Annotated in this window: 6 protein-coding genes, 2 tRNA genes and 1 pseudogene; 4 read left to right on the plus strand and 5 right to left on the minus strand. The window is 32.0% G+C overall.

Translation table 11 applies throughout. The annotated features are described in order from the left end of the window. Together ACIQ2I_RS06410 and ACIQ2I_RS06415 are read right to left on the minus strand one after the other, a co-directional pair. A pseudogene (locus tag ACIQ2I_RS06410) lies at positions 1-296 on the minus strand (lectin); the annotation flags it as partial. Between the two features lie 28 nt (positions 297-324). Beyond that, positions 325-861, minus strand: coding sequence for an RNA methyltransferase (locus ACIQ2I_RS06415; protein ID WP_396181607.1), 537 nt, complete (start codon positions 859-861; stop codon positions 325-327). Positions 862-1,165: 304 nt separating this feature from the next. Between ACIQ2I_RS06415 and mutS the strand changes: the two genes are divergently transcribed. From mutS to ACIQ2I_RS06435, 4 genes are all read left to right on the plus strand, one after another. After that, positions 1,166-3,733: a DNA mismatch repair protein MutS gene (gene mutS / locus ACIQ2I_RS06420; RefSeq protein WP_396181612.1), complete on the plus strand. Its 2,568-nt coding sequence runs from the start codon at positions 1,166-1,168 to the stop codon at positions 3,731-3,733. A gap of 136 nt (positions 3,734-3,869) precedes the next feature. Next, positions 3,870-3,942, plus strand: a tRNA-Gly gene (locus ACIQ2I_RS06425). A 106-nt stretch (positions 3,943-4,048) separates the two neighbouring features. Then, positions 4,049-4,134, plus strand: a tRNA-Leu gene (locus ACIQ2I_RS06430). 97 nt (positions 4,135-4,231) lie between these two features. Then, entirely contained in the window at positions 4,232-4,597 is a 366-nt protein-coding gene (locus ACIQ2I_RS06435; protein WP_396181608.1) for a DUF1508 domain-containing protein, read from the plus strand. A gap of 193 nt (positions 4,598-4,790) precedes the next feature. On the opposite strand, the gene ACIQ2I_RS06440 is transcribed toward ACIQ2I_RS06435, so the two are convergent. The 3 genes from ACIQ2I_RS06440 to ACIQ2I_RS06450 all read right to left on the minus strand — a co-directional run. Then, the gene (locus ACIQ2I_RS06440) at positions 4,791-4,991 is read right to left on the minus strand and encodes a hypothetical protein (RefSeq protein ID WP_396181609.1); all 201 of its coding nucleotides are present in this window, start codon (positions 4,989-4,991) and stop codon (positions 4,791-4,793) included. Positions 4,992-5,129: 138 nt separating this feature from the next. After that, the gene (locus ACIQ2I_RS06445) at positions 5,130-7,295 is read right to left on the minus strand and encodes a S46 family peptidase (RefSeq protein WP_396181610.1); all 2,166 of its coding nucleotides are present in this window, start codon (positions 7,293-7,295) and stop codon (positions 5,130-5,132) included. 66 nt (positions 7,296-7,361) lie between these two features. Then, positions 7,362-7,940 (minus strand): 3-deoxy-D-manno-octulosonic acid transferase (locus ACIQ2I_RS06450; RefSeq protein ID WP_396181611.1); only part of this gene is annotated, 579 nt, incomplete at its 5' end.

Raw genomic sequence — 7,940 nt, forward strand, 5'->3', positions numbered from 1 at the left:
ATTCCGATCAAGGTTAATTTCCCTTCTGTTGCATTCCAAGAAGAAGTTATCGCGGGATGAATACCTGTTAATGTTAAAACATCTTGTCCAAAATCGTAACCAGAAGAAATTTGAATGTACATGGCGGCAATACCAATGTCATCTGGATCTGTAATCGACATACTGGTAACAATTGGCAAAGAAGTTTGTGGACAATATACCTGATTTCCCGTTGCTTGTAATATAGGAGCTACATTTTGAGCTATTGCTACACTAGTTAATAGTAATAAACAAAGTGATTTTAAGATTTTAATCATTTTAAAACATATAATATAAAACTAATAATTATTTTTTTCTCAGCAACTTTTGAAACAAGTCCCAAATTACAATTCCAGCACTTACTGAAATATTCAAGGAATGTTTACTTCCCAATTGTGGAATTTCTATAACACCGTCAGAAGCATTAATAGCTTCTTGTGAAACCCCTTTAACTTCATTCCCAAAAATTAAAGCATATTTAGTTTCCATTTCAGGCTCAAAATTATCCAGCATAATCGCATTTTCAGTTTGTTCAATGGAATAGATTCTTATATTTTCAGCTTTCAATTTCGCTACAACTTCTAAAACATCTTTTGCATATTCCCAAATTACTGTTTCAGTAGCGCCTAAGGCCGTTTTATGAATTTCTTTATTTGGCGGAATAGCCGTAATACCACATAAATAGATTTTTTCAATTAAAAACGCATCGGAAGTTCTAAAAACAGAACCAATATTATGCAAACTTCTGATATCGTCTAATATAATAAGTATAGGTGTTTTTTTAGCTTCAGCAAATGCAGCTTTACTTATTCGATTTAACTCGGCATTACCTAATTTTCTCATCTTGCAAAAATATAAATAATTTTTAATTCGTCAATATGTCAATTTTGAAATTTTGAAATTGTGCATAGATTTTAAGAATTAAACAAATTTATGACTTGTTTTTTCAACACACTGTAGAGAAATTTCGATAATTTATATAATTTATTCCATCTGAGTTCAAAACTTATTAACTTAAAATTGAATTTTAAGATTCTAATTGCTATTGAATTTTGAATTTACTAACTTCGCCTTCACTAAATTTTAAGTTGTGGCTAAAAAATCAGCATCCGAAATAAAAGATTTTACTCCAAAAGTATCTCCATTAATGCAACAATACAATACCATTAAGGCAAAATATCCTGATGCGTGTTTGTTGTTTCGTGTGGGCGATTTTTATGAAACCTTCGGAGAAGATGCCATTCGTGCTTCCAGAATTTTAGGGATAACTTTAACCAAAAGAGGAAATGGCAGTGAAAGCGAAACCGCTTTGGCAGGATTTCCGCATCATTCAATCAATACTTATTTACCAAAATTAGTCAAAGCAGGATTACGAGTTGCCATTTGTGATCAATTGGAAGATCCGAAAATGACAAAAACGATTGTAAAACGTGGGGTTACTGAATTAGTTACGCCAGGAGTTTCCTTTAACGATGATATTTTACAATCGAAATCAAATAATTTTTTAGCCGCTGTATTTTTAGGTAAAAAAACCAATGGAATAACTTTTTTAGATGTTTCCACTGGCGAATTTTTAACTGCTGAAGGAAACGAAGAATATATTGATAAATTATTGCAAAATTTCAGACCAAGTGAAGTGTTGGTTTCGAAACAACAAAAGGCAGATTTCAAACAACATTTTGGAGAAGATTTTCACGTGTTTTATTTAGAAGATTGGATTTATAAAGAAGATTATGCTTTTGAATGTTTAACCAAACATTTTCAAACCAATTCATTAAAAGGTTTTGGTATAGATGATTTCAACGAAGCCGTAATTTCTTCAGGTGCCATTTTGTATTATCTATCAGAAACGCAACACAATAAAATTCAACATATTACAAACATTCAACGAATCGCAGAAGACGCTTATATTTGGATGGATAAATTCACAATTCGTAATTTAGAATTATACCACAGTTACAATCCTAATGCGGTTACATTAATTGATGTGATCGATAAAACGCTTTCGCCAATGGGATCGCGATTACTGAAACGTTGGTTGGCATTGCCTTTGAAAGACATCAATAAAATTAAAGGCCGACACGAAGTAGTAGCGTATTTAAAAGAAAATCCAGAAGAATTATACCAAATTCAATATCAAATTAAACAAATTTCCGATTTAGAACGCTTGATTTCAAAAGTAGCCACTGGAAAAGTTTCACCAAGAGAAGTCATTCATTTAAAAGATTCGTTAGATGCGATTATTCCAATAAAAACATTGGCTTTACAATCTAAAAACGAAGCCTTAAAAACCATTGGCGATAGTTTGCATGCTTGCGAATTGTTACGAGAAAAAATTGATACAACTTTAAATCCTGATGCGCCAGTAGCCATAAACAAAGGAAATGCAATTGCTATTGGTGTAAACTCAGAATTAGATGAGTTACGAACTATTTCATCAACAGGAAAAGGCTATTTGGAAGCTTTAGAAAAACGCGAAAGTGAAACAACTGGAATTCCATCTTTAAAAATCTCGTTTAATTCTGTTTTCGGATATTATATTGAAGTACGAAATACACATAAAGATAAAGTGCCTTCAGAATGGATTAGAAAGCAAACTTTAGTTAATGCAGAACGATATATTACAGAAGAATTAAAAGAATACGAATCGAAAATTTTAGGTGCAGAAGATAAAATTTCGCAACTAGAAAGTATGCTGTATGAACAATTGGTCAATTGGATGGCAACATATATCAAACCAGTTCAGTTAAATGCCGCATTAATCGCTCAAATAGATTGTTTACAAAGTTTTGCACAAATGGCAGTTGAGAATAAATATGTGCAACCTGAAATAGATGACTCCTTTGATTTAGAAATTAAAGAAGGACGTCATCCAGTAATTGAAAAGCAATTACCAGTTGGCACACCTTACATTTCAAATAATGTTTTTTTGGATAGAGAAACACAACAATTAATTATGATAACCGGACCAAATATGTCGGGTAAATCTGCGATTTTACGTCAAACAGCTTTAATTGTATTACTGGCACAAATGGGAAGTTTTGTTCCTGCAGAAAAAGTGAGAATGGGTGTTGTTGATAAAATTTTTACTCGTGTTGGTGCAAGTGATAACATTTCGATGGGCGAATCTACTTTTATGGTGGAAATGAACGAAACCGCTTCTATTTTGAATAATATTTCCGAAAGAAGTTTGGTTTTATTAGACGAAATCGGAAGGGGAACCTCAACATATGATGGTATTTCAATCGCTTGGGCTATTGCCGAATATTTACACGAACACCCAAGTAAGGCAAAAACGCTTTTCGCTACTCATTATCACGAGTTAAATGAAATGGAAGCGATTTTTACGCGAATACAAAATTTCAATGTTTCTGTAAAAGAATTAAAAGATACCGTCTTATTTATTAGAAAATTAGTAAAAGGCGGAAGTGAGCACAGTTTTGGAATTCATGTTGCAAAAATGGCTGGAATGCCACAAACAGTGATTCAAAAAGCACAAAAAATACTAAAAAAATTAGAAAAAGACCATTCTGGAGAGGTTTTAAACGAAATTAAGGCCGAAAAAGAGGAATTGCAATTGAGTTTTTTCAACTTAGACGATCCTTTATTGGAAAATTTAAAAGAAGAAATTATGAATATTGATATCAATACTTTAACGCCCGTTGAAGCATTAATGAAATTGAATGAAATAAAAAGAATGTTAACGAAAAAATAAAATTAATATAACTTTTTCACTTTCAAATCATTAAAAAAAAGATTAGATTTTTTTAGTAAAACTACTTGCGAGAATAAAAATATATATTATATTTGCACTCGCATTACGCAAGAAATGCAAACGTTCTTTAAAAATTGCGAAAATAGCTCAGCTGGTAGAGCGCGACCTTGCCAAGGTCGAGGTCGCGGGTTCGAGCCCCGTTTTTCGCTCAATAGTATAAAAATACCAATTGTTGTGTTCACACAATAAAATGCTCGAGTATATCTTTAATTAATTTTTCTAAAAATTAGCTAAAATAATTCAAAAAGCAGGCATGCTTGAGTGGTGGAATTGGTAGACACGCTGGACTTAAAATCCAGTGGGTAGTAATGCCCGTGCGGGTTCAAGTCCCGCCTTGAGTACTAAAAGCTTCAAACTATGTTTGGAGCTTTTTTTGTTAAAAGTAATTCTAAAAACCAGATGCAATATTATTTGTTATTGTAAAATTTAAATATAAAAATGGCAACCTTTGTAATCAGCAAAAAACCTAGCGGACATTACAAATACGAATTAACTTCTCGTAAAGGAAAAACCATTTTTATTAGTAATGCCTTTGAGTTACGATTTGAATGTGAAAATGAAATTGAAGTAGTTAAAAAATCTATTGAACACTTGTTTTTTATGCGATTTCGATCGCCAGCAGGGAAATTTTACTTTAAAATTATTTTAAACAATAAAGAAGTTGCTGTTAGCAGGAAATATACTACCCAATTCATGCTAGAAAAAGGCATTACTGAAATTTTAAGATCTGGTGCAAAAGCTGAATATTTAGACTTTTCAATGCCTCATGAAATTTTTCCAACAGCTGAAGATGTTTTTGGTTAACTGAGAGATTTCCCGATGAGACTCACAAAGAAATACAAAAACTCTCAAAGATTTCTTTATAACATATAATTAAATACAAAACTTACCTAATAAAGCTATGCAAAATGTGTTTGCATGCTATTTCGTTCACTTTTGAGCAAAAAAAATCCCGAGCAAGTCGGGATTATTCTCTTTTCGAAAAGAAGGTCAAATATTATTTTTTAACTTCTTCAGTTTTTGTAGCAGCGCTATCTGTTTTCACAGCAGCAGTGTCAGCTACAACAGCAGTAGTGTCAGCTACAACAGCAGTAGTATCTACAGCAGTAGAGTCAGCAGCTGGAGTTTCTTCAGCTTTTTTGTTACAAGAAACTAATACGGCAGCAACGAATGCTAAACTTAAAACAACTTTTTTCATCTTAATTTTGTTATAAAGGTTAATTATTTATGAAGCAAAGATATAAAAAAAATTAAATGACAAATACTTTTTTTAATTTTTTTTAAAATATTTTTCAATTTTTGCACAAATCATCCTATATCACTTAGGAAATAACACCTATCTCCCTTTGTTTTTCGGTGTATCAGACTGATTATAAATGATTTTCATTTCTTCAATTAAATTTTTAGCACCAGCATATTTATCTATAATAAACAGTATGTATCGTGTATCTACCATAATATTTCTACAAATTTCTGGAGAATAATATACATCACTCATGGTGCCTTCCCAAACACGGTCGAAATTTAGCCCAATTAGGTTTCCATTGGCATCAATGGCTGGACTTCCAGAATTTCCTCCTGTGGTATGGTTTGTAGCAATAAAAGCCACGGGCATTTTTCCATTATCGGCATATTTACCATAATCTTTTGCTTTATACAAGTCGATTAATTTTTGTGGTACGTCAAATTCATAATCTCCAGGAACATATTTTTCCATCACACCATCTAAATAGGTAAATGGCGAATACACTACCGCATCACTCGGCTTGTATCCTTTTACTTTTCCATAAGTTACTCGTAAAGTAGAATTGGCATCAGGGAAAATCCTTGCCGATTTTGGACTTAATTCTAAAATAGCTTTCATATAAGAACGCTGTGTAGCCATATTTTTTAAGTTAATTTCATCGTATTTTGATGCTACATTTTTATTATATGCTTCCGCAAGTGTTTTTACAAAAGCGAAACCTTTATCTTGATTTAATCTTTCTAAAACCGTTTTGGTATCACCAGCTAATATTTCTTTTAAACCATTGTAAGATGTCAACTTAGAAAACTTAAAAATTTCAGTTGCTAATTGAGTGGCATCAACACCTTTTACACTTTCTGGCAAAAATTGTTGTGGCGATTTTTTACTATAGATGGCAATTAATTTTTCGAATACTTTTTCGTCAACTTGGGCATTAAAATCTTTATACAAAGGTTCAAATGCTTCAATTAAATTCTTTTTTCTATCATTAAATGCTTGTTCTCCTTTTGAGTTATACACTTGCTCTAATTGAAATAAACGGTATCCAAATGATAAAATTTCGGTATTTCTTAAAACTACTTCTGTGTAATAATCTCTAGCAATAGCATATTCTTTAATAGCGGCATAATTTGTTGCAAAGTCAGATAATAAATTGCCATATGCTGCTTGCTTTCCAGCTTTTATAATTTTATCCGTTAAGTCTTTTTCAAAAACTTGTTTTGCACCAACTGCATTGGCTTTGATTAAACCTTTACGCTCTCCAATCCATTTTTTCCAATAATTAGCTACTCCTGCGTATTTTGAAGCATATTGAATTTTTATCCCTTGGTCTTTTCTCATAAAACCATCTTGTACTTTTAAAGCCGCATCACGAACTTCAATTCGAGCTGGGTTTAAATCGTTTACCATTTGCTCCACGGCATAAGACGGCAAATATTCTGTTGTTCTTCCAGGATAACCCATTACCATTGTAAAATCATTTTCTTGAATTCCTTTTGCAGAAACTGGAAAAAAATGTTTAGGCGTATAAGGCACATTATCTTTAGAATAATCAGCTGGACGGTTGTTTTTATCGGCATAGACCCTAAATAATGAAAAATCACCCGTATGACGTGGCCAAACCCAATTGTCAGTATCCGAACCAAATTTTCCAATAGAACTTGGCGGTGCACCCACTAATCGAATGTCTTTGAAGTTTTCTGTAACAAATAATAAATACTGATTTCCATCATAAAACGATCGAACTAAAACATCTTGCCATGTTTCTCTTGCATACGATTTATTTAAACCTGCTATATTCTCTTGAATTTTCTTTTGCTTTTCTAATTCTGAAGTTAAAACTGCCACACCTTCAAATACTTTTGTGGTTACATCATCAATTTTCACAATAAAAGTAACTACTACTCCTGGGTTTGGAAGTTCTTCTTCCATTTTATAAGCCCAAAAACCATTAGCTAAATAATCGTGTTCCACTGTAGAATGGTATTGTATGTTATCATACCCACAATGATGATTGGTTAATAGCAATCCTTTAGAAGAAATCATTTCTGCAGTACAACCGCCATCAAACTGAGGAACGGCGTCTTTTAAAGACGATTTATTTATGGAATAAATTTGTTCCGCTGTAAGTTTAGAACCTAAAGCTTTCATTTCGTTCTCATTCATACCTTGCAATAAAGAAGGAATCCACATACCACCTTGTTGGGCTTGCGTTTGAACAAAAAATAATAATAAAAATAATTTTAAAAATTTCATAGGATAATGATTTAATGCGTGCAAGTTAGTATAATTAAGAAAATAGTATCAATTTTTAATATTTTGTTAAGAAATGTTACTCAATATATGTGCTGTAGCACCCTTGTTCATTTGCACAAAAGTACTACAAATGTGTCCTTTTTCTAATCGTTCCTCCTCGTTTTGTAATAACAAGTTAAACGCATCATTTAATTCTGATTGATTTTTTACAGAAACACAACCTTCTAAACCAACCAATGCTTTAGCTTCCGCGAAGTGAGAATAGTTAGGCCCCATAACAATTGGAATTCCAAAAGTAGCTGGTTCTAAAACATTATGTACACCCGGATTTCCAAAACCACCACCAACATAAGCAATATCTGCATAACTATAAATTTTGGTTAAAATTCCAATAGTATCAATTATAAAAACTTGAAAACTGGATAAATCAATATTACTTTTTTCTGAAAATAAAACGGAAGATTTTGTTATTTGGGATTTGATATTTGTTATTTGCTCCACTTTGATATTATGTGGCGCAATAATAAATTTAACTTTTTGAGGTGCAGATTCAATATAATGAATCAATAGTTCTTCATCTTTTGGCCAACTACTACCAATAACTATTGTTGGCTGATTATTTTTAAATGCAGCTATAAAATCTAA

It is taken from the genome of Flavobacterium sp. (assembly GCF_044368995.1).
Taxonomy (GTDB): domain Bacteria; phylum Bacteroidota; class Bacteroidia; order Flavobacteriales; family Flavobacteriaceae; genus Flavobacterium.